The sequence below is a fragment of the Sodalis-like endosymbiont of Proechinophthirus fluctus genome (assembly GCF_001602625.1).
GTDB lineage: Bacteria > Pseudomonadota > Gammaproteobacteria > Enterobacterales > Enterobacteriaceae.
Genome location: NZ_LECR01000073.1, coordinates 15025 through 16299, shown reverse-complemented (window position 1 = coordinate 16299; position 1275 = coordinate 15025). Strand labels below are relative to the sequence as shown.

Genomic DNA, 1275 nt, shown 5'->3' with positions numbered 1-1275 from the left:
AAGCCGATGATTTATTATCCTTTGTCTGTACTAATGCTGGCGGGGATCCGAGACATCCTGATAATCACCACTCCGGAAGAAATGCCGTTATTCAAGCGTCTGCTCGGCGCGGGTGACGCGTTCGGTATTCGTCTGACCTATGCCGCTCAGCCTAATCCCGAGGGGATAGCACAGGCATTTCTGATTGGCGAAAAATTTATCGGCGACGACCGATGTTGTCTAGTGCTAGGCGATAATATCTATTTTGGCCAGGGATTTAGCCCCAAGCTGCGGCAGGTAGCCGCGCGCGAGCAGGGCGCGACGCTGTTTACCTATCAGGTGATGGATCCCGAGCGGTTCGGCGTGGTGGCATTCGACGACGATTTCCGCGCCGTCGCTCTAGAGGAAAAACCGGCCCATCCCCGCTCCTGCTGGGCGGTAACCGGTCTCTATTTCTATGATCGTCAAGTAGTGAATTTTGCGAGACGGGTCACGCCTTCAGAGCGAGGTGAACTGGAGATTACCTCGATAAACCAGATGTATCTGGAGCAGGGAGAGCTGCACGTCGAGCTGCTTGGGCGCGGTTTTGCCTGGCTGGATACCGGCACCCATGACAGTCTGATTGAGGCCAGTACTTTTGTGCAAACGGTCGAAAAGCGCCAGGGTTTCAAAATCGCCTGTCTGGAAGAAATCGGTTGGCGCAACGGTTGGCTCGATGATGACGGCGCGCGACGCGCAGCGCAGGCGCTGGCGAAAACCGGCTACGGCCAATATCTGATGGATCTGCTCTATGTCCGCCCGCGCCAGCATTGATTTCCTGGCCTGGGAGAGTAACTTTTTCGGTCGCCGCTTGGGCTGTGTCGCGTTTGATGACGCCGCGCCTCGCCTGACATCATCGGCTCTGGCGGGATTTGCGTTAGTACAGGCGAAAGTGGCGGCGCAGGCCACGGCGCAAATGGATGCTCTTAGTGCCATCGGTTTTCGGCCGGTAGAAGGCGAAATGGACTGCTGTCATATCCTGTCGGCCTGCGCTGGCTGCGCGCCCATCGCGGGCGCAGCGGTGCTACCGCCGGCGGAAATGCGGCTGGCGATGGAGGCGGATATTCCTGCCCTGCGCGCGCTGGCAGCGCAAACGCTGGTGCAAAGTCGCTTTCGGGCGCCTTGGTTTAGTGACGAAGAGCGCCAGCGCTTTTACGCGCAGTGGGTGGAAAATGCCGTACGAGGCAGTTTTGATCACCTCTGCCTGGTGGCGCAAGAACCCGACGGCGGTATAGTGGGGCTGGTGACGCTCAGGGA

2 protein-coding genes are annotated in these 1275 nt (G+C 58.4%); both read left to right on the top strand.

Translation table 11 applies throughout. The features are described 5' to 3' along the window. Window positions 1–792, top strand: a 792-nt coding sequence (rfbA, locus tag BG74_RS07060; RefSeq protein ID WP_066597509.1) for a glucose-1-phosphate thymidylyltransferase RfbA, incomplete at its 5' end; no start/stop codon positions are given. Continuing rightward, on the top strand, window positions 770–1275 hold a 506-nt coding region (locus tag BG74_RS07055; RefSeq protein WP_066597507.1), incomplete at its 3' end, for a GNAT family protein. The genes rfbA and BG74_RS07055, both read left to right, overlap by 23 nt.